The organism is Vibrio atlanticus, from assembly GCF_024347315.1.
Classification (GTDB): Bacteria; Pseudomonadota; Gammaproteobacteria; order Enterobacterales; family Vibrionaceae; genus Vibrio; species Vibrio atlanticus.
Map to the genome: position 1 here is coordinate 1,486,436 of NZ_AP025461.1, position 22,072 is coordinate 1,508,507.

Below are 22,072 nucleotides of genomic sequence, written 5' to 3' on the forward strand. Positions count from 1 at the left end.
TACCGATTAGAACTGATAGTTCAGATCCAAAGTGTATGAACGCCCTGGCGCTGGATAGCGGCCAACCGGACTGGTATCAATACCGCGGAAGTAGTAGTCCTCAGCAAACAAATTGTTCACTGCAACATTCATGCGTAACTTACTGTTTTCATCTTTATACAAGTCTGAGCCTAGGTTTAAGTTCCATACCATGTAAGCAGGTACTTTACCTTTCGCACCCGATGCATCTTCAGCACTGGTATTGGCATTGTCAGAATAAGACTCACTGAAATAGTAACCTGATAAGGTCGTATCTACCCGGCTAAAGGCGTAAGTCGCATCCCAGCTAAGCTGATGCTCGGATGTGTAAGGAAGTTGCTTACCTTTGTTTGCACCTTCTGCCTCTATCGTCGCATCCAAATAGTTATAACCCGCGCCTAAACTCAGAGCTTGCATAGCCTGCGGAACATAACGACCTGAGAGCTCAATACCTTGATGAAGCGTTTTACCAATATTATCAAAGGTCTGTGTTCCGCTTTGCCATTGGAGTTGGTCTTCAAAATCAATGCGGTAGAGCGCAACATTAAAGCTAGTTGAATCTTGATTGTAACGAGCACCCAACTCGTAGTTCCATGCTAGCTCACTGCCCTCTTCACCCTTGCCTCGGATGTAAGCGATTTGTGGTGCGCGCAAAGATTTCTGCGCATTGGTGTACCCAACCCATTGCTCAGTTAAATGGTATGCCACGGTTAAGCCCGGCAACCACTCGGTCACTTTGTTGTCTGTACTCTGTACTTTACCTAAATCATTAAAGGTCATATCAATCGATTCGTAACGAATACCCGGAGTAACCTTTAGCACGTCGTTAAACAGGCCAACTTCATTGCTGATGTAACCTGCGAAAGCATCGGTATTCAAGTTCCAATCACGTGGTACTTTTGTTACCCCACCAGCAATTGGCGTTTGCGTTAGCTTGTAATCGATATCTTCATTTACATAGCGAGCACCCACAATCAAGTTTTGCGTCACCGTATTACCGTCAAAGTACATCGCTAACTTAGGTTCCACACCATAAACAGCGAATTCACGTGGTGAGGTACGAATATCTGTTGATGGTAATGCTGGATCCGCCCAGTGACCGCCTGCGCTATTAAAGCCCCATTGGAAGAAACGCTCAGAGTGGTGACCAAATGTTAGCACTTCCAATTCTGCGCCATCCGCAATATTCAAATCATGCAAATACTTCAGGCTCCAACGCGTTGATGTGCCTTTGTATTCGTCATATGGTCGCTTCGATTGAGTACGATCTTGCTGGTAATCTTTTGCCGATAAAGCGCCCGGCATTTGGGTGTCGGCATCGTAACGCTGAACGAATGCTTGTAGCTCCTGGGTATCACTGAGTAACCATTGCAACTTCGCTTGGAAGTTTTTTACATCCGTATCTGAATGATCACGGAAGCTTTCACCTTTTAGGAAGTTACCTTCCACTTGAAGTGCGAGCGTATCGGTTAACCAACCACCGGTACGTAGGTAAAAGTCATTCAGTGGTGTATTACCATCTTCAAATACCGTAAAGCGATTACTGATTTCCGTTTGCCATTGGTGTGGAATAGGCTTAGTCACCAAGTTGATCACACCACCCACGTTGTTTGGCCCGTACTGCACAGCAGCGCCACCACGTACGATATCAATTCGGTCAAGCATAGATAGCGTTGCTGGGAAAATAGATTGTCCGGTATGACCATAAGGCGCAAGAGTCAGTGGTACACCATCCATTAGAAATTGAGCATGACCACTGCGGCTCGCTTTCAAGCCGCGCACCGAGATGTTAGGCAATACACCCGTGCCCGTTTCGTCTTGAACCTTAATGCCCGGTACACTTTGAAATGCTGAATCAATAGAGAGTGCGCCAGTCTTTTTAATTTGTTCGTTAGTTAGAACGGTACGCGCTCCCGGATACTCTTTCACATCTTCTAATTCTGAATTACCGATCAAGCTGCCCGTCACGACAACCGTTTCCATGGTCGTCGTTTGCGGATCAGACGCAGCGAATGCACTCATGGAAGTCACTGAAGCGATGGCTGTTGCAAGTACGGTCAAGCGCAGTTTATGTTGCGCGTGGGGTTTACCATCCAAATTCTGGTAAGGCATGAAAATCTCCTAAGTAGGCAAATTAGGGTCAAAGGCTGTGCTTTTAAGTTATGCCAACGCTTTGACCCATTGGGCTAAACGACCTCAAAATGAGGCCAACTGTTCACTCACTCGTAGCGAACAAATCAATAGTTTTTCAGTTGAAATAGCTTTTAGAAATAAACTAAATCTTCGAGCAGAACTCGCTTTTAGAACTGATGGCCGTAGCTGATCATGAATTCAGCTGGCGCTCCGTAACCAATCTGGTTAGTACCCGACTTACCACTGGTTGCCCCGAGAATGTATTTCTCGCCAAGTACGTTATAAGCGTTCGCTTGAACTTTGTGACGACCCGTGGTGTACGCAGCCATCAAATCAACAGTGGTGTAATCACCTAATGCGACGGCTTCATTGTTGCCTGCGTAGCGGTCGCCTACGTATTTCACACCACCGCCCAAACGCCAGTTTTCGTATAATTGGTAAGTACTCCAGAGTGAGAACAGATGATCGGATACATCATTCGGCTTTTTACCTGTATCTTTATCTTCTGCATCTAAGTAGCTATAACCAACTGAAATATCCCACAACTCTGTAATCTGACCGCGAGCTTCCAGTTCAATACCTTGGTGACGTGCTTCAATCTTATTGATAACGTCGCCATTAATATTGGTTTGTGGTTGTTCTTGATCAATTTGGAAAATAGCGGCATTGAGCATCAAAGCGTTATCGAGTAAGTAAGCTTTCGCACCCACTTCTTTTAGATCGGTATGGAAGAATTCAGCCAGTTTAGGGTTGATATAAATACCGGAGTAAGGCAATTGCCACGAACGAGCTAAGCTTGCGTATACCGACATATCGTTGTTGATACGATAGACCAAGCCACCACGGTAGCTCACTTTGTTATCGTCTAGGTTCTCTTGAGCTTTACCGGCTTTTTGCTGTTCAAGATCCATAGAGTCGTAACGCACATTGCCTATCACCGATAGATCACCCAAGGTGTAAACGTCTTGAAGGTAGATACCCGCCGTCGTCGTTGTGTTATCACGGAAAGGCTTAAAACCCGGATCAGGCGTTGCTCCTACGACGGGGTTATAGATATGTTTCGGAGGTAAGGTTTTATCGCTTGCTAGCGTTAAATCGATATTGATCTGGTTATAACCCGCACCAATCATCATTTGGTTAGAATCGGTTTCCCACACTAACTCGGTTTGCATTGTTGTTGTGGTACGAGGGTCATAACCGAAATTGTTCACGGTCTGAGAAACTTTATCTCCCGTCACAGTACCTTGACGCGTGCCCTTTTGCTCAAGTTCGATATGATTGTATGCCGCTCGGTTTGTCCATACCCACTCGCTATTCAAGCGCCACTCATAATTAATGCCAACACGCAGGCTATCGGACTCTTGATAATCGTTAGTGCCACCGTAGAAAGAACTCTCAGAGACATCGACAGGTTTGCCATTTTTGGATGGAACACCACGATATGGCACCAGCTCTTGGTGTGCATATTCGACATCTAAGTCAACGGTATGCCCTTCAGCTGGCAGCACTCGAATGGTTGGTGCAATAAAGAAATCATTAGAATCGACATGGTTTACATACGAATCAGCCTGTCGGTGTTCCAGGTTAATACGTCCATTGACCTTATCTGAAAACGCCATTGAGCTATCCACCTGCCCTACAAATTGGCTGTTACTGCCAACACTGCCGTTCACATTGGTAAAATTGTCGCCATTCGCTCGCTTGGTGACTAAGTTAATGATGCCGCCAGCAGAGCCCCTACCATACAGAGCACCTGCAGGGCCTTTTACCACTTCAACACGCTCAATATTGGATAGGCTTCGATACGACTGTAAAGTTCCATCATCACGCATGCCATCACGATACATATCATTCAGTGCATCAAAGCCACGAATTACAAATTGGTCTCGACTACCTTCACCTAAAGTATTATTAACACCAGCAACACCATCAAGAGCATCCACTAAACGGACCGCACCACGGTCTTCCATCTCTGTTTTAGTGACCACTGAAACGGCTTGTGGGACATCGAGCCATTCGACATCCGTTTTGGTACCCGATTGCGGCATGTGCTCCGCGTAGCCTTCGTACTGATGACCAATAACTTGCACGGTTTCATCCACCGTTACTTCTTCTGAAGCCATTGCATTCGACACGGTAGCCACTGTGGTTAATGCACCTCCAATAGCCAAGGCAAGAGGGGTGAAAGCCAATCTAACGTTCATATTCTAATTCCGGTTTAGTTTATAAATCACAACGGATGCGAATAAGAACAAATATCATTTATATTTGTAATATATATTTTGCCGCCTACCCCTCCAGCACGATATGCAACATTGTTATTTACAAAATAATCAATAAAAACAAAGTTATAAAAAGAACAAGCCTCTTAAGACATTGGATAATGTCGTATAAAAGTAGGTAAAAACGAGGTTCGACGGTTGGGAATATTCAGAAAAAATACTTTTAGATAAAGAGAAATAAAGCAAATAAAGAAAGGTTTGAGCAAGGTAACGGATGGGGTTAATACCCTTTAGTACGGTGTGCCTATTAACTGGTCACACCTCAAAATAAGGTTCAATAATTCAAGACAACAACGGAAATGCGACTGGAGTTATTGCATCTACAAAGAACCTAGCTTAGTGGCTTATGTTGACTAACAAGTATGACTAGCAAAGAAACAATTCCATATTCTCATAATTTTGCGTTCTCGCAGAAACGGTAATTAAATTAACGAAGGTCTACCTGAATAGAGATGATGATTAGCGTGTAGTTTCATGTAAGGGACCCCGAACAAGAAACAAAAAAGCGAGCCACTAGGGCTCGCTTTCACATTGTCTATATTTTATTAAGCGGCTGCTTGGATTACAGAAGTTCTACCGACTGTTGAGCAATTACGAATTCTTCATTGGTTGGAATAACCATTGCTACTGCGCCAAGCATTTCAGATTTAGCGATGATGCCTTCAGCGCCAAAGCGAGCGGCTTCATTGCCTGCTACGTCTTCAACAAAACCAAGAATCTTAAGGTTGCTTAGGATCTCACGACGAATTGGTAGAGAGTTCTCACCGATACCGCCTGTGAAGATGATGCCGTCTAAAGAATCTAGCGTTGCAAGGTAAGAAGCAACGTATTTAGCAACGCGGTAAGTAAACACCTCGAAAGCAAGCTTAGCGCCTTCGTGGCCCTCTTCCATCGCTTCTAGAATGCCACGAGCATCGCTCGTTAGACCAGACACGCCAAGGAAACCAGACTCCTTGTTTAGAGAGTTAAATACTTGCTCTTGTGACCAACCTTTCTTTAGTAGGTACTCGATGATACCAGGGTCTAAGTCACCACAACGTGTGCCCATCATAAGGCCAGAAAGCGGTGTGAAGCCCATTGACGTATCAACACTGTTACCATCTTTGATAGCACATACAGATGCACCGTTACCTAGGTGAACAGAGATGAAGCTAGCTTGTTCAACTGGCTTGTTGACCATTTTCGCAGCTTCACGGCTAACGAAGTAGTGGCTCGTACCGTGGAAACCGTAACGACGAACACCGAAGTCTGTGTATAGTTCTTTTGCGATTGCACCAGTAAATGCACGTTGTGGCATTGTTTGGTGGAAAGCCGTATCAAATACAGCAAATTGAGGTAAAGAAGGGAAAGCTTCAATCGCAGCGCGGATGCCGATAGCACCTGCAGGGTTATGAAGTGGAGCTAGGTCAGATAGGCTCTCAATCTCACTCGTTACTTCTTCAGTAATTCGAACCGTTTGAGTGAACTTCTCGCCACCGTGAACGATACGGTGACCAATAGCCACTATATCAGCAGTGAAGCCTAGATCTTCCATCAACCCAACCAGTTTGCCAATGGCAATTTTGTGGTGGTTATCTTCACCTTGAATGGCAATTTCAGTTTTCTCGCCTTGATATTTCCAGCTCATACGAGCATCTTCAAGACCAAAACACTCCCCTAAGCCACTCAATACGGCTTCACCAGAAACAGAATCAATAACAGCAAATTTTAGGGATGAACTACCCGAGTTAATAACCAGAACAAACGAATTAGGCATTGAATATGAATCCTGTTTCATTGCGAATTGGATGAAGTGTTTACTTCAATTTTAGTTAAGCCCATTATTCAATAATTTTTGAATCTTTCAACTTTTGTTTTGCAAAAAGCACCAAATGAACACAATTAAGTTGATCTGAGTCATTATTTTATTTATTTCGAGAGCGAAATTAAAAAATAGTTGAATATGACAGTTGGTTAATAAACGAAGTAAAGGACTGCTCACACTAGGGCGTGTTGACCTTTCGAGGTTAAATTTTGTTCGAGATAAAAGCGTTTTAATCGCGGCGAGGGGGAAGTAACCTAGTCATTCTAAGCAAATCTCCCTCAACAAAGAGTAAAACGCTTTTTGCGGGGGCGCCCAGCTCGAACCCTTCGGGCAGCGTTTGCTGGTCATTTCTACTACGTTATCGGCTTCTCATGTAGACCAGCTACACATCAAAGCCTCTGCCTTGCATAAATACCCAGCAACTCGCTGCAAAAACCAGCTCGAAAGATCAACACGCCCTAATTTCTACTCGATGAAGTTAACTAGAGTGAATCGAACCAATGCACGTATTCCCCTAGCCCCCTTCCCTTTTGTCTGCTTATCATTACCGATAACTTTTTGCTCGATTTCTCAATTGCTCAATGTTTGCATCAAGAAGATCACAAGAGTTGGGAATAGTGAACGACGAAGTCCGATCTTCTTTTAATTGCATTCGAGTACAACTCTACGAATAAATGAACTGTAACGTCGCTTAGATAGCCTTCACTCATTGTTTTAGTATCTTGTAGCAAGTTATTTCAATATAGACTTAGAACGCGATACAGCTAAGTTTAGGCGCTAACATTAGATATAGGGACGACGTTTAGTTGAAGTAAGCTGCCGAATATATAGAACTAACCAAAGCTTAAGTTCAAATAGCAGGCACAAAAAAGCCGAGCACTAAGCTCGGCTTTTAAATTCGCTATTTAAGCTATTCACCTATAAGCACTTGGCTTGTAAGTTTCACTTAAAACTAAAGGTTGATTAACCTTCGTTGCGCTCTGGACGACGACCGCGGTTGCCGCCATTGCCTGCTGCGTTGCCATGGCCACGTTCGCCACGGTGGTTACCACGGTGATCGCCACCACGGTTACGGTCAAAGCGACGTTCGCCATCACGACCACCAGCAGAGTTACCATCACGTGCGCCGTCACGGTTGCCACGGTAGCCACCACGACCGCCATTGCCACCTTCACGGTTACCACCTTCGCGATTACCGCCTTCACGGTTACCACGGTAGCCGCCACCATCACGACCGCCACGACCGCCGCCACGGTTGCCATCACGACCACCGCCGCCACGACGAGGCTCACGGAAGTCGTTGAAATCAACAACTACAGCGCCAGCTTCTTTTTGACGAATGCGAAGTTTGCTTAGCTTACCAGCAGTTTCAGAGTTCATTGCTTTTGGCAGTTGAACGTAAGTAGAACCTTGGTCTAGTTTGATAGCACCGATAGAACCTTTAGTTAGGCCTAGTTCGTTTGCTAGTGCGCCAACGATGTCTTTAACCTGAACGCCTTGCTCACGGCCAACTTGTAGTTGGTACGTATCCCAATCTTGAGTATTGAAGTTACGTCCACCACCGTCACGGCCATTGTCACGATCTTCACGACGCTCTTTGCGACGGTTCTTATCACGCTCAATAGCAGCGATCATTGGGTCTTCGCCAACGTAGAATAGAGGGCTCTTACCTTGCTGACGCTTAAGAAGCATTGCAGCTAGAGTAGCAGCATCAACTTCTAGAGATTCTTGTAGTGTAGAGATTAAACCTGCGAAGTTTTCTAGAGCTTTGCTCTCTTTCTCAGTTTCAAGCTCAGCACCAAGCTTAGCAACACGTGCAGCAGCAACTTCGTCACGTTGTGGAAGTTGGATTTCTTCCATTTGAGACTTAGTTACACGCTCGATAGTGCGAAGCATACGAATTTGGTTAGTGCGAACTAGTAGGATCGCTTTACCTTTACGTCCAGCACGGCCAGTACGACCAATACGGTGGATGTAAGATTCAACATCAAATGGGATGTCGTAGTTGAATACGTGAGTGATACGTGGAACATCAAGACCACGTGCTACAACGTCAGTTGCAACTAGGATATCGATAACACCTTGTTTGATGTGATCAACAGTGCGCTCACGTAGAGACTGAGGAATATCACCGTGCAGTGCAGCAGCTTTGAAGCCACGAGCAGATAGCCAATCAGCTAGACGCTCAGTGTCTTGACGAGTACGTACGAATACGATTGACGCGTCAGTTTCTTCAGTTTCAAGAAGACGAGACATTGCTTCGTCTTTTTCTACGCCTTTAACAACCCAGTAGTTCTGCGCTACTTTGTCAACTGTGTGGTTAGTACCAGCAACGTCAACTTTAGCCGGGTTACGTAGGTAACGGTCAACAATAGTCTTAACCATTGGAGGCATAGTCGCAGAGAAAAGTACACGTTGTGCAGATTCTGGAGCTTGCTCTAGGATCCAAGTAACGTCATCTACGAAGCCCATTTTTAGCATTTCATCTGCTTCATCAAGAACAAATGTGTGTGCTTCATCTAGGTGTAGACGGTCACGAGTTAGTAAGTCTTTAACACGACCTGGAGTACCAACAACAATGTGAGCACCGCGGCTTAGAGCGCGCATTTGGTCAACAATTGAAGCGCCACCGTAGATTTCAAGAACTTTAAGACCTTTGATATCACGGCCTAGGTTTTTGATTTCCGCAGCAACTTGAATCGCTAGCTCACGAGTCGGAGCCATGATGATTGCTTGTGGTTTATGTTGGTTCAGGTTGATTTTGTTAAGTAAAGGCAGAGAGAATGCTGCTGTTTTACCAGTACCAGTCTGTGCTTTACCTAGTGCGTCACGGCCTTCAAGAAGAAGAGGAATAGCTGCTGCTTGGATTGGAGTCGGAGAAACGAAACCCATGCTATCAAGAGCTGAAAGAATGTTTTCGTTTAGGGCTAATTCATTAAATTGAATTACAGATTCGGACATTGGGATCCCACTATATATAAGTAAACAAAAGGTCCCGGGAGCTCTATCAATTCCAATACTGATCCAATCAGATACTGATTCCATTCAGAGTTACGAAGCAGTAATAAAACACTTCAAGCCATTAGGGACGTCTAAGGGAGGCGGATTATTCCTTAAATGCATAAAAAAAGCCAGAAAAAATTGAAATACATCACATATTTTTCGGTTTTACATCAACACTGGCTATCATATCGTCAAAACTTGATGAATATCTCGTCACAGCACCAAACTTCTAGCAAATTGACCTAGTTAAATAAGAGGGCAATTAATTTACGCTCACTTCGCCTTTAAGTAGTAATCAAGCCTCGCAATGATTATAGTGTGCTCAATTGTCCTCGATAGATAAAAGTCAAATGTTTCAAGATAATCCTCTACTCGCTCAACTCAAACAGCAAATCCAAGAAACTCTCCCTAAAAAGGAAGGTACGATCAAAGCCACTGAAAAAGGGTTTGGTTTTCTCGAAGTCGATAGCAAAACTAGCTTCTTCATCCCACCGCCGTACATGAAAAAATGTGTGCACGGTGACAAGGTGATTGCCATCATTCGCACTGAGAAAGAGCGCGAAGTTGCAGAGCCAGAGGAGTTGATTGAACAGGGTCTTACTCGCTTTATTGCACGAGTTAAGCTTTTCAAAGGTCGATTGAACGTTGTTCCAGATCACCCGCAACTGAAAAAACTGCAGCTTAAAGCGAAAGCACAGAAGGGTTTGAACCCTGAAACGCTTAAAGAAGGCGACTGGGTTGTTGCTCATATCGTTCAACACCCGTTAAAAAGTGACAACGGCTTCTTGGCTCAGATCTCTGAGAAAATCACAGACGCTGATGACAAAATCGCGCCTTGGTGGGTAACGCTAGCGCAAAATGACCTACCAAACAGCGAACCTGAAGGCATCGACGACTGGCAGATCAAAGACGACGCTGATCTTGAACGTGTAGACATGACTCACGTCCCTTTTGTGACTATCGATGGCGAAAGCACAAAAGATATGGACGATGCGCTTTACGCTAAGAAGAAAGAGAGCGGTGATTTTGAATTGACTATCGCAATTGCTGATCCTACCGCTTACATCTCTCCAGATGATGCAATGGATAAAGTGGCTCGCGAGCGTGGTTTCACTATTTACCTGCCTGGTCGTAACATCCCAATGTTGCCTCGCGATCTAGCTGACAACTTATGTTCACTCATAGAGAACGAAGTTCGCCCAGCACTTTGCTGCACAGTAACGGTATCTAAAGATGGTGTTATCGGTGATGACATTAGCTTCTTCGCTGCAAACATCAAATCTCACGCTCGTCTTGCTTACGACCACGTATCAGACTGGCTAGAAACAGGAGCATCAGAGAAATGGCAACCGTCAGAAGAGATTGCTGCAATTGTTTCTGATCTTCACCAATTTGCTCAAGCACGTTCAGCGTGGCGTTCTGCAAATGCGGTTGTGTTCCCAGATCGCCCTGACTACCGCTTTGAACTAAGCGAAGACAACGATGTTGTCGCTATCCACGCGGACATGCGTCGTAGCGCAAACAAGTTGGTTGAAGAGTCGATGATCAGCGCGAACATCTGTGCCGGTCGAGTATTAAAAGAAAGCTTTAACCAAGGTGTCTTTAACTGTCACTCTGGTTTTAAAGCTGAGAAAGTAGCAGACGTTCTGGAGCTGGTTAACCCAGAAGCAGAAACACCGTTTACAGAAGAGCAGATCGTTTCTCTGGAAGGTTTTGCTACTCTGCGTCGTTGGTTAGGTTCTTTAGACAACAGCTACTACGATAACCGTATTCGTAAATTCCAAGCGTACAGCGAGATCAGCAATGAACCTGCGCCGCACTACGCGATGGGCTTAGACATTTATGCGACGTGGACTTCTCCAATTCGTAAATACGGTGACATGATTAACCACCGTATGCTTAAAGCACACATATTAGGTAAAGCACCGATTCAAACACCAGACGAAACCATTGGTGATGAACTTGCTCTGCACCGCCGTCACCACGGTATGGCTGAACGTAACGTTGGCGATTGGTTGTATGCTCGTACTCTAGCGAACGCTCCAGTTGAAGAAACTCGTTTCCAAGCAGAGATTTTCGACATTAACCGCGCAGGTATGCGTGTACGCCTACTTGACAATGGTGCAGCGGCGTTTATCCCTGGCTCTCTCATTCTTGATAATAAAGAGAGAATAGAGTGCAACGGTGATATGGGTACTGTATCTATCGATAAAGAAATGGTATACAAACTGGGAGACGTTTTAGAAGTAGTTCTCTCAGAAGTTAATCAGGAAAACCGTAACTTGGTAGCAAAACCTACACAAGTTTTTGCGGACTTGCCTAGCGAGCCTGAAACAACAAATGAAACCGAAGCCTAATTTCTAATAGGTTTACTTCTAAAGGCGCTAATTATTAGCGCCTTTTTTGTAAATGTCTCATGCTTAAACAATACTTAAAAAAGCAATTAATCTACAACGCCAAAGAAGTTCACTATGCCATCAATCACGGTCACTCAATTCAGAAACTTTATTCCCAGGAAACGCGAACGCTACCCCGCCTCTAAAAACGGTATTTTTATGGTATCGAAAGGAAGCATATTTTTTATGCTGCCCAATGGCACTCAAGCCTCGTTAAAAGCTGGAGATTTCACGCTTTACAATTCTGGTCAGATTAAAGACATCACGGTCGACACTGAAAATGGTGAGTTTAGTGCGATTTGCTTAGATTTTGATTTGGCAATTTTCCAAAAGTTCATAAATCAGTTCAGTGATTTAGAATCCACTCAAACTCCAGATAATTACATTAAGTTCAATCAAACGGATACCGAAATCTGCCAATTGAAAGAGCTCATCATGTCTCTGGCCAATTCATCGACTCAGAATGATTACGCACTCACCCAGCTAGGCTTAGGTTTGCTGTCTTTAATGGTTGAGCAGTATCCGGAACTATTAACGATTATTAGCCGAATTTCTAGATTGACGGTGACACAAAAGGTCATCCATTACATTGAACAGAATATAGAAAATAATATCTCACTCGATACCCTAGCCAGCTATATGGGGATGTCACCAGCCACACTTAAACGCCGTTTATCGGCGGAAGACCTTTCGTTTTCAAACCTCTTGAAGATAAAGCGAATCGCCCACGCAGCCACACAGCTCAGAACATCGAACAAATCGATTACTCAAATTGCTTATGAATCCGGATTTAAAAGTGCGGCGCATTTTAGTACCGCCTTTAAAACCTATCACGGCAAAACACCAAAAGATTTCCGGTCTTTGGTTTCACAATCTTATTAATACCAATCGTAGTAAATCACTGATCACTTACTCACTGTGATTGGTATAACTACGCAATCTTATTGGCATAATTTGAAGTGACATCCATCATTTATAGTGATGCGGATAGTTTTAGTAACATAGATCGTTTTACTGACGCAGATAAGCTTTATTAACGTAGACTGTTTTTAGTGACTCAGATAGGTTGTAATGTGGTGAGTTAAAAAAAGTTGTTCGTTTTAGGTATCAAGCCCCTCGCAAACATCTCAACAGAATAATCACGACCAGAAGTACGATTTAGGGTCTTTTTCTATTTCAGACAAAATAGCATCAAGATCCTTCGATTGAGGTAAGTAAGGATAAGGCCCCCAATTTACTGAATCGGTTTTTACATCACCTTCTAGCGGCACCATTACCAACCAACATGACAGTGACTCATCAAAACTAACGCAGGCGATCTCATTTGTGTAATCGCTATGAGATGAGTCGAGCAGATAATGAGCCTGAGAAAACAGCACACCACCCTCACACTCTTCATAAAGGGATTTGCCTAGCTCGACAGGTAAACTGCGATTTCGAGATGTACAGAGCTTCTCAGCTCCAATTAAAAGACGATTCAGTTCGATATGAATGACGGACATAACACCTCTTGTAACTTCATAGAAACTTCTAAGTAGTGAATTCCTTTGTTTAGCTTAGGACTCAACCAACATTTTAGCGAACTAGCGCAAACAAAATACCCGTCCTGCTCCCAGAAACGAATCCTGCTTTTGTAAACCTAACTCGCTTTCACTCATCAAGCTAATAGCGACACATTGAGCGGATAGAATTTCACAAAATTGTCATATAACCGACCTATCATAGCCGGCAAATGTTATTAACTAGGAGTTGTTTATGTTACGAGTCGCGCTTGCCTCTCTTTTATCCTTAGCCCTGTCTTCTCACGCTGCTTTTGCACAAGAAACCAATATTTCGGGCTCCACTTCGGTATCACGTGTGATGGATGTATTGGCTGAGGAGTACAACAAGACTCACCCTGATAACTATATTGCGGTTCAAGGCATCGGTTCTACAGCGGGTATTACCATGGTCAATAAAGGTGTCGCTGATATTGGTATGAGCTCACGTTACTTAACTGACCGCGAACAGGGCGAAAAATTGAAGGTATTTCCAATTGCCTTTGACGGCCTAGCCGTCGTGACTAACCGTTCAAACGGTGTAAGCAACGTTACACGTGAACAGCTATTCGATATCTACAAAGGAAAAATCACAAACTGGAAAGCCATAGGTGGTGCGGATCAACCTATCGCAGTTGTAACTCGTGAAGCTTCTTCTGGTTCACGTTACAGCTTCGAGAGCTTACTTGGTTTGACAAAAATCATTAACGACCGTCTAGTGTCTGACATCAACCCAAATAACTTGGTTGTAAACAGCAACAGCATGGTAAAAACGATTGTTAACCATAACCCACATGCGATTGGATTCATCTCTGTTGGCTCTATCGACCGTTCGATCAAAGCAATCACATTTGAAGGCGTTGAGCCGACATCTAAGAACATCGCCAACCACAGTTATGAATTGGCTCGCCCATTCTTATTGCTGCACAAAACTGAATCAGTTTCTGACGAGAGCAAAGATTTCATTAAGTTCGTGAAGTCAAAACAAGGGCAAGATCTTATCGAAGAGTACGGTTACACGCGCATCAAGTAACTATAAACGCATTAAGTAGCTACAAACACATTAAGTAACTACACGCGTATCAAGTAAGATAACGACTTTTGTGATGTTGTTAGGATGCTGATGATATCGCCTTGATAGACAAAAACAAAAAGAGAGAGCCTTAAGCTCTCTCTTTTTTTGAATCTATAATCTTCGCTAAAAGCAATTCTACTTATAAAAAAGCTCTAGAAGTGAAGTTGAATCACCGAAACAATCACAGCACCAGGACGACGGATGCCTTCGATCTCTACGCGGATTTCGCGTTCAATCTCTAGGCCTTTCTTAATTGGCGTTACTTTTGTTAGCGTACTTTTAGCGCGAACGTTACTGCCCGATTTTACAGGGTATGGGAAACGTACTTGGTTAAGACCAATGTTTACAACCATCTTCGCCGTTGGGAATTGAGATTTGTCAGGATCAACACTGTCTGTCAGTCGAGGAAGCAGAGACAAAGTCAGAAAACCATGTGCAATGGTTGTTTTGAACGGAGAATCTGTTTCAGCCTTAGAAGGCTCTGTATGAATCCACTGCATATCTTCAGTAACGAGGCCAAACTGGTTGATTCTGTCTTGGCTTACATTGATCCAATCACCAGTATGGATCACTTCACCGATCTGCTGTTCAAGCTCATCAAATACAAGTTGTGCTTCTGGCTTAAGTACGATCTGTGGTTCAACAGGCATCTCTGGCGCATCTTCATTGACAGCAGGTTTGTGGTGATCACGAACCCACGCAAAGAAATGACTATTTTGCGTGCGATTCAGAAAGTCTCCCCAGTAATCTCTAAGAGCTGGAGACATCCATTGCATAAACTCTGAGTGTTGCGAAGACACGCTGTCGCCTCGGTGTTTAAATAAATCAATGACTTTCATAAGAACCTCAATGCACAAAATATTTCAATATAACTTGGTAATTTTGAAACACTTCACACTATTGTGCAAATACTTTCGAGCATACAAGTGTTAGCCGAACACTTATATATCCAACAAAAACAACAACCTAAGAATAAAACACCATTTTATTGGAGAGCTTTAATTGGAGTATTAACTCTACCTTATAATAAACATTTCATTATATAAACAGATTCTTTATTCACAAGTGGAATAAAAAAGGCTTAGCACAATGCTAAGCCTTCGTTTTTACAAGAAATTAATTACCAAGGAGAAACCTTGTAAAGGGCTCATCCTACAAGACACTAACTTCCCTATTCATCGTCCAGTGGAATCAACTTGGTATTGCCACCGTGTGCCTTCTCACGCTTACGTTGCACGAATGCATAGAAGCCAGGGATTAGGAACGTACCCGCTAACAACACACATAGCAGGCCACCAATCAGAGAAATACCCAATGAGTTTTGACTCACGTGACCAGCACCCGCAGCGAAGATAAGCGGGAATATACCTAAGATGAATGACCAAGACGTCATGTTCACAGCACGAAAACGCAGCGTACCGCCCTTCACCGCCGCATCTTCAATCGGTGCGTCTTTCTCTTCACGCTCAACCTTTGCGAATTCCACAATCAAGATTGCGTTCTTCGCGGCCAAAGCTATCAATAGAACCAAACCAATTTGTGCATAGAGATTCAGCGGTGTGCCTGTCAGGTTCAGCGCCAAGAAAGAACCTAAGGTTGCAATCGGTACCACTAAGATAATCGCTATAGGGATTGTCCAACTCTCGTACTGCGCCACCATGAACAGATAGATGAAGATCAGAGCCAGTGCAAAAGCAAAGATCGCTTGGTTGCCTGCCAATACTTCTTGATAAGCCATGCCTGTCCATTCGTACTGGTAGCCTTGAGGCAGCACGTCAGCTGCGACACGTTCCATTGCAGCAATCGCATCACCGCTTGAGTAACCCGGTGCTGGTTGGCCTTGAATCACCGCACTGCGGTACATGTTGTAACGCCATGCTACGTCTGGTTCAAAGATCTGATCGTAAGTCACCAATGTGCTTAACGGGATCATCTCGCCATTAGACGAACGCACGTGGAATCGTTGTAGGTCATCCATGCTGCTACGGTGTTCACTGTCTGCTTGCATGGTGACACGGAAATTCTTACCAAACATGGTGAAGTCATTCACGTACATTGACCCAAGATTGCCTTGTAGCGTTTGGAATATTTCCGATAGGGGAATACCTAGCTGTTGCGCTTTCTCACGATCAATATCGACATAGTAGTGAGGTACATTGGCGCGGAAGGTACTGAAGGTATGTGAAATCTCAGGCTGTTTATTTGCCTCAGCAATCACGTCATTCATTACCATCGCCAGATCAGTGCGGCTACGACCTAATGTATCTTCGAGAACAAACTCAAAACCAGACGCAGCACCCATGCCCGGTACGGCTGGAGGTCCCATTGCAAATACAATCGCCTGAGGCAGTTCTGTTGCCGCTCGGCCATTAATACGTTGTGAGATAGCTTGCGCTGAATGTTGACCGTCTAGTGCGTTACGCATTTCCCAATCGTGGAGCTTGATGAACATCGACGCACCATTCGAAGCTGAAGCGCCCGTCATGAATGCATAGCCGTTAACCAGTGTCACACCATCTACGCCCGGCTCTTGCTCAACCATCTCTAGTAACTGCTCTGTCACATCTTCTGTACGAGACAGCGATGCCGCGTCAGGAAGCTGCACGTTAACCAGCAAGATGCCTTTATCTTCTTGAGGTACGAAAGCCGTAGACGTGGTTTTCGCAAAGTAAGTTACCGCTGCTAGTGCCACAACAAAGAAGGTAAACAGCAGAACACCCTTTTTCACAAGGAAGCCTGCAATTTGACCGTATTTGTTGGTTACAGATTCAAGACCACGGTTAAACGCTTGGTACCAACGTGCTGTGTTACCACCGCCCTGCTTAAGAACCAATGAACACAATGCTGGTGACAGCGTTAGAGCGTTAATAGAAGAGATCACAACCGCAATACAGATGGTCAGAGCGAACTGACGATACATAATGCCGGTAATACCTGGCAGCATCGCTACTGGGATGAATACCGCTAACAGAACCAAGGTTGAGGTAACAATTGGCCCCGTAACTTCTTTCATTGCGATAAGCGTTGCTTTTCGCGGTGAAATGGTAGGATCTTTGGCCATCGTAGTATCTACGTTCTCGATAACCAAGATCGCATCATCTACTACGATACCTATCGCCAAAATCAAACCAAACAGGGTTACTGTGTTGATGGTAAAGCCGGTCATCTGCATGACCGCAAAAGTACCAATCAAAGATACCGGAATCGCAACCACCGGAATCAAGGTCGCACGGGCACTGCCCAAGAACAAGTACGTTACTGCGATAACCAGCAAAATTGCTTCGATGAGTGTTTTAACTACACCTTTAATCGACTCAGCAACGAAGAGTGTGGTGTCGTAACTCGCCTCGTAAGCAACGCCTTCAGGGAAATTTTTGCTTAGGTTGTCTAGCATCGCCATGACTGCTTTACCACTTTCCAGCGCATTAGCGTCTGACTGAAGTGACAGCGTTACGATTGAAGCGTCTTGACCACGGTATTTACCGTTACCATCGTAGAACTTTTTACCTAACTCAACACGTGCAACGTCTTTTAAATAAACCGTTGAACCGTCTTGATTTGCACGAAGCACAACATTTTCAAACTCATCAGCCGTTTCTAATCGGCCTTTTGTCACCAAGTTGAATTGCACTTCTTGCGCGTTGTTATAAGGTGCAGCTCCAATACGGCCTGCAGCGACTTGAACGTTCTGCTCCGCCAAAGCGCGATTCACATCAGAGGTAGTTATATTGAGGTTAGCCATTTTTTCAGGATCTAACCAAACACGCATCGCGTATTCACCACCACCCAACACGTTAACTTCACTGATGCCCTTCACACGAGCCAGCTGGTCTTTAATGTTCAAGTTCACGTAGTTGATAAGGAATTGGTCGTTGTACTCTCCGTTCGGCGAGTAGAAGTTCAATACCATCAATAGGTCAGGTGAACGCTTCTTGACCGTTACACCCACCATTCTTACTTCTTGTGGAAGTTTCGATTCGATCTGAGCAACGCGGTTCTGAACGTTGACCTGAGCCATATCAGCATCAGTACCGACATCAAAGGTCACATTAAGGTTGTATGAACCATCATTAGCACTTTTAGAAGACATGTAGATCATATCTTCTACGCCATTCACCGATGTCTCTATGGGGTCGGCTATCGCCTGTTCCACCACTTCAGCACTGGCACCCGTGTAGAATGCCGACACACTGACCGATGGTGGGCTAATTTTTGGATATTCGGCCACTGGTAAGATAGCGAGAGAGATCGCACCCGCCAGCGTTAATATTATGGATATGACAAGGGCAAACTTAGGCCTTTGAATAAAGAAACGACTTAACATAAATAGCCCTCTTACTCAGCTTGTTCAGCAGAAGCTTGAATACGAACAGACATACCATTACGTACACGCTGTAGGCCTTGAGTGATCACTGCGTCGTTCTTCTCTAAACCAGAATGAACGATCACACCACCTTCAACTTGTCGCCCCATCTCAATGTTTCTGCGCTCAGCAACTGGTGCGGCTTCGCCTTCAACCAATACCATCACAAAGTCACCTTCTAGGTCGGTTTGAACTGCACGACGCGGAATAGTCACAACATCAATAGATTGCTTTTCACGTAGATCAACGCGAACGTGTTGGCCTGGAAGCAATTGCTGGTTTGGGTTATCAGCAATGGCGCGCATCGCGATCGTACCAGTATTGAGGTTGATACGGTTACCCAAGAAATCAAGCTGACCTAGATGTTCGAACGCTTCACCATTCTCAAGCATGATCTGAACTTCAACACTTGCAGAATCGCTGCTGCCGTCACCTTCGATACGATCCATACCCAGCTCAATACGCTCACGCTCACTGATGCTGAACGATGCATGGATTGGATCTAGGCTAACCAAGGTGGTTAATACACCTGAAGACGGTGAAACCAGATCACCCGTGCTCACTTTGGTGTCACTGATTCGTCCAGAGAAAGGCGCAATAATTTTGGTATGAGAAAGCTGAACATTGGCTGCATTGAGTTGTGCTTGACTTGCTTCAAGCTGTGCCTGAGAACCCAATAAGTTTGCTGTCAATGCATCAAATTCCGATTGAGAAATACTCCCCTTAGGGAGAAGATTCTTACCTCGGTTAAAATCAAGCTCGGCTTTTTTAAGGTTCGCGTTCGCTTGAGCAACAGACGCTTTTGCGCTTGCTACTTCAGCTTCAAATGAAGAGGGTTCAATGGAGTACAGTAATTGGCCCTTTTCGACCATTTGACCTTCATTGAAATGACGGCTTTGTAGATAGCCAGACACCTGCGCTGTGATAGCCGTATCTTCAACGGCTTCAATACGACCGATGTACGACTTACTTTGCTGGTGAGAAACAACGCTAACATCCTGTACAGCTACGAGAGGTAGAGGCGCTTGCTTGGCATTTTGAGCATCTTGCCCACATCCAGCAAGAATAAGAGAGCTTGCAAGAGCCGTAAGGATCAACTTTTTACGCATGGTTATACCGTCACTTGTTAGTATTTGAACAGTATAAAATTTACGTAACACACCCGTTACTATTGTCCGAGGAATATCAATTATAACGAACCAAAGTGTATCAATATGTTAATTGAAACTAAGTGCTTATAAAGTAATTACAAACGCGTTACAATTTCTAAGTAAATCAACCTCTCAGCTTTTGTTCTCTATGGATATTGTCTAACATCATGTATTGTCGGGCAGATAAGCATTCACATTTAATTGTTAAGGAATTCTCATGATTTCAAAATGGGCTAAACGTTTCTATCAAATGGCGGAATTGGTCGGTTCTTGGAGTAAAGATCCTTCAACTCAAGTCGGCGCCGTCATCACTAAGCACAACCGTATTGTTTCAGTTGGCTTTAATGGCTACCCACATGGCGTGTCTGATAGTGCGGATACTGACGATCGCGAGATGAAATACCTCAAGACACTTCACGCTGAAGAAAATGCAATCTTGTTTGCTAAACGTGATTTAGACAGTTGTGAAGTTTGGGTCACTCACTTCCCTTGTCCGAACTGTGCAGCAAAAATCATTCAAACTGGAATTTCAGCGGTACATTGCCCAGAGCAAAGTGAAGATTTCCTTTCTCGTTGGGGAGATAAGATCAAGATAAGCCAAGATATGTTTGAGCAAGCTGGTGTAGAAGTAGACTGGTTGCCACTCGCTGACCTGGATTAATCTCTAACGCTAGGTCTCAGGTCTAGATCTCAAATACAAAAAAGCCGAGAGTCGATATTATCGCTCTCGGCTTTCTTTTTATTCGGACTTGTTAGCTTCCAGCATCGTATTAGTCACTTGAGGGAAATGCCGACGCGTAAGCTTCCATGAAATCTTTACGGATATCCTGTTCAAGGTGAATCGCTTTCTCTGTCGGGCAGAAGATCATAAAGTGGACTTCTTGCTCACCCGTTGAGCTGCTCGTGATATGAATGTGCGGTTCAGAGCCAGGAAGGTCAACCCCAGCGTGCTTCTCAATCACACCATTGTAACGACGGGCAACATCGATAAACTCTTCACAATGCTCTTCAATTTTCACGATAAGACCCGGCACCATAGGGTATAGGTTTACAAAGTCTTTCACCGTCACAAAAAAGTTATGATAAACATAGCGCTTCATGAAGTTGAGATTCTTTACCGGATAAGTGAAGAACATGCTATTAGGCAGCGTGGCAGTCTTGCCAGTGAAGTGATATTGCCCGTGATACAAATCGATTTCTTGAATCACAGTAGCCATCAAGTTGTGCTCAATCACCTCACCGCTGATTTTGCCCACTTCAATCCAATCACCAATTCGAAATGAGCGAGAACTCGCACGCTGAATAGAGCCAGTAAAACAGAGGATGATCTCTTTTGAAGCCACGACTATCGCAACCGCAATAGCGGTAACAGACAGCGCAAATTCGCTGATTTCGGATTTCCACAACACGAATAACGTCACAACAATAATCGCGAATGTGCCATTTTTGGTACGTGACATCCAGTTACGTTGGTCTTCACTAAGAAAAGCGACATCACCACGGATTCGAGACAAAGTGATTCGTCGGATTATTAATATAATGCAGATGATCAGCACACTAAAAATAAACTTATTAGCGAGTAAGAAATCTATTACTTGCCACATCTTTTCCATTACTTATTCCTTTGTATTACAACAATTAAGCTTTATAACGACGAGCATTAAAACGATTAGCTCTATAACGATGAGCTTTACAGCGACTGACTCAACCCAATAAACGCATTATGAAAAAGCACTCAAAAATAGAGCGCTCCTTTTCATGCTTTTATCAGCTATTAGGGCGTGTTGACCTTTCGCGGTTAAATTTTGTTCGAAAGATCAACACGCCCTAGTAAGGCTATCATTTTATCTTGGCAGAAGTAATAAATTGGCCAAAAGTTTCACACCAAATCACAACGGTATTAAATCGATTAAGATCAGTACCTTCTGGGAGGTTAACCATAAATCGGTCGAATGTTTTTACATCTCCGACTCTCAGTAACTCACTCTTGCTGTCATTGAATGCCTGTTCGGTTTCAATAAACTTAGGTGATAGGTAAACCTTATAATCCGGCCCCGGCGCCAATTCACCTTCAAAAGCTATCGCACTTTCAGAGACAGAGACGATGCCCTCTCCCCAATGCAAAAAGTCACTGTCTTGTCGGTCTTTGGTGAACTCACCTGTATAGATCGCCTGCTGACTGATCGCTTCAACAGAACTTGAGGAAGGAGAATCAGGCTCAATCAAGATAGGTAGTGCGTAGACACCAAGCCCAAAACCAAAAGCACCCACGGCTAAGTGGGTGCAAAGTAAAACTAACTTTTTCATCG

The 22,072-nt window shown here is 44.2% G+C and carries 14 protein-coding genes; 4 read left to right on the plus strand and 10 right to left on the minus strand.

Annotated elements, in window-relative coordinates:
• Positions 1-6: 6 nt before the first annotated feature.
• The 4 genes from OCV30_RS22245 to OCV30_RS22260 all read right to left on the minus strand — a co-directional run bounded on the left by OCV30_RS22245 (position 7) and on the right by OCV30_RS22260 (position 9,198).
• Positions 7-2,130 carry a TonB-dependent receptor family protein gene (locus tag OCV30_RS22245; RefSeq protein WP_065678848.1) on the minus strand — a complete coding sequence of 708 codons (2,124 nt, stop codon included), beginning with the start codon at positions 2,128-2,130 and terminating at the stop codon, positions 7-9.
• A gap of 188 nt (positions 2,131-2,318) precedes the next feature.
• Entirely contained in the window at positions 2,319-4,355 is a 2,037-nt protein-coding gene (locus OCV30_RS22250; protein WP_065678849.1) for a TonB-dependent receptor, read from the minus strand.
• A gap of 640 nt (positions 4,356-4,995) precedes the next feature.
• On the minus strand, positions 4,996-6,189 hold the full coding sequence (locus tag OCV30_RS22255; RefSeq protein WP_065678850.1) for an acetate/propionate family kinase: 1,194 nt from the start codon (positions 6,187-6,189) through the stop codon (positions 4,996-4,998).
• 1,011 nt (positions 6,190-7,200) lie between these two features.
• Entirely contained in the window at positions 7,201-9,198 is a 1,998-nt protein-coding gene (locus OCV30_RS22260) for a DEAD/DEAH box helicase (protein ID WP_009844795.1), read from the minus strand.
• Between the two features lie 392 nt (positions 9,199-9,590).
• Between OCV30_RS22260 and rnb the strand changes: the two genes are divergently transcribed.
• The gene (gene rnb, locus OCV30_RS22265) at positions 9,591-11,597 is read left to right on the plus strand and encodes an exoribonuclease II (protein ID WP_065678851.1); all 2,007 of its coding nucleotides are present in this window, start codon (positions 9,591-9,593) and stop codon (positions 11,595-11,597) included.
• 114 nt (positions 11,598-11,711) lie between these two features.
• Positions 11,712-12,518 carry a helix-turn-helix domain-containing protein gene (locus OCV30_RS22270; RefSeq protein ID WP_065678852.1) on the plus strand — a complete coding sequence of 269 codons (807 nt, stop codon included), beginning with the start codon at positions 11,712-11,714 and terminating at the stop codon, positions 12,516-12,518.
• Between the two features lie 257 nt (positions 12,519-12,775).
• On the opposite strand, the gene OCV30_RS22275 is transcribed toward OCV30_RS22270, so the two are convergent.
• Positions 12,776-13,138 (minus strand): DUF3024 domain-containing protein, encoded by a 363-nt coding sequence (locus tag OCV30_RS22275; protein WP_009844792.1) that lies wholly within the window; start codon positions 13,136-13,138, stop codon positions 12,776-12,778.
• Between the two features lie 253 nt (positions 13,139-13,391).
• On the opposite strand from OCV30_RS22275, the gene OCV30_RS22280 reads away from it, so the two are divergent.
• Positions 13,392-14,207, plus strand: a complete 816-nt coding sequence (locus tag OCV30_RS22280) for a phosphate ABC transporter substrate-binding protein (protein WP_009844791.1) — start codon at positions 13,392-13,394, stop codon at positions 14,205-14,207.
• Between the two features lie 194 nt (positions 14,208-14,401).
• On the opposite strand, the gene OCV30_RS22285 is transcribed toward OCV30_RS22280, so the two are convergent.
• The 3 genes from OCV30_RS22285 to OCV30_RS22295 all read right to left on the minus strand — a co-directional run bounded on the left by OCV30_RS22285 (position 14,402) and on the right by OCV30_RS22295 (position 19,721).
• Positions 14,402-15,088, minus strand: a complete 687-nt coding sequence (locus OCV30_RS22285) for a MaoC family dehydratase (protein WP_009844790.1) — start codon at positions 15,086-15,088, stop codon at positions 14,402-14,404.
• 332 nt (positions 15,089-15,420) lie between these two features.
• Positions 15,421-18,573 carry an efflux RND transporter permease subunit gene (locus tag OCV30_RS22290; RefSeq protein WP_065678853.1) on the minus strand — a complete coding sequence of 1,051 codons (3,153 nt, stop codon included), beginning with the start codon at positions 18,571-18,573 and terminating at the stop codon, positions 15,421-15,423.
• Between the two features lie 11 nt (positions 18,574-18,584).
• Entirely contained in the window at positions 18,585-19,721 is a 1,137-nt protein-coding gene (locus tag OCV30_RS22295; protein WP_065678854.1) for an efflux RND transporter periplasmic adaptor subunit, read from the minus strand.
• A 259-nt stretch (positions 19,722-19,980) separates the two neighbouring features.
• On the opposite strand from OCV30_RS22295, the gene OCV30_RS22300 reads away from it, so the two are divergent.
• Complete coding sequence (locus OCV30_RS22300; protein ID WP_004731749.1) at positions 19,981-20,424, plus strand: dCMP deaminase family protein; 444 nt, start codon at positions 19,981-19,983, stop codon at positions 20,422-20,424.
• A gap of 109 nt (positions 20,425-20,533) precedes the next feature.
• Here OCV30_RS22300 and OCV30_RS22305 read toward each other — a convergent pair whose 3' ends face one another.
• Complete coding sequence (locus OCV30_RS22305; protein ID WP_065678855.1) at positions 20,534-21,376, minus strand: mechanosensitive ion channel family protein; 843 nt, start codon at positions 21,374-21,376, stop codon at positions 20,534-20,536.
• Between the two features lie 226 nt (positions 21,377-21,602).
• On the minus strand, positions 21,603-22,070 hold the full coding sequence (locus OCV30_RS22310) for a DM13 domain-containing protein (protein WP_017098691.1): 468 nt from the start codon (positions 22,068-22,070) through the stop codon (positions 21,603-21,605).
• Between the last annotated feature and the right edge of the window lie 2 nt (positions 22,071-22,072).